Annotated in this window: 1 pseudogene; it reads left to right on the forward strand. The window is 30.7% G+C overall.

Going from position 1 to position 218, the window contains the following annotated elements:
• Positions 1-218, forward strand: a pseudogene (locus KGF36_RS20055) (RNA-guided endonuclease TnpB family protein); the annotation flags it as partial.

The following is a 218-nucleotide window of genomic DNA, read 5'->3' on the forward strand; positions in this document are numbered from 1 at the left end:
TTTAAAGACTTTTTTAAAGGTGCTAAAGGCTTTCCTAAGTTCAAGAAAGAGAAAAATCAAGATGTAAAAGCATATTTCCCTAAGAATAATAAGACTGATTGGACTATTGAAAGGCATAGGGTCAAAATACCTACTCTTGGGTGGGTAAGACTAAAAGAATTTGGATATATACCAACAAATTCAATAGTTAAAAGTGGTACAGTAAGTCAAAAATCTAA

The organism is Clostridioides sp. ZZV14-6009 (assembly GCF_020658095.1).
Classification (GTDB): Bacteria; Bacillota; Clostridia; order Peptostreptococcales; family Peptostreptococcaceae; genus Clostridioides.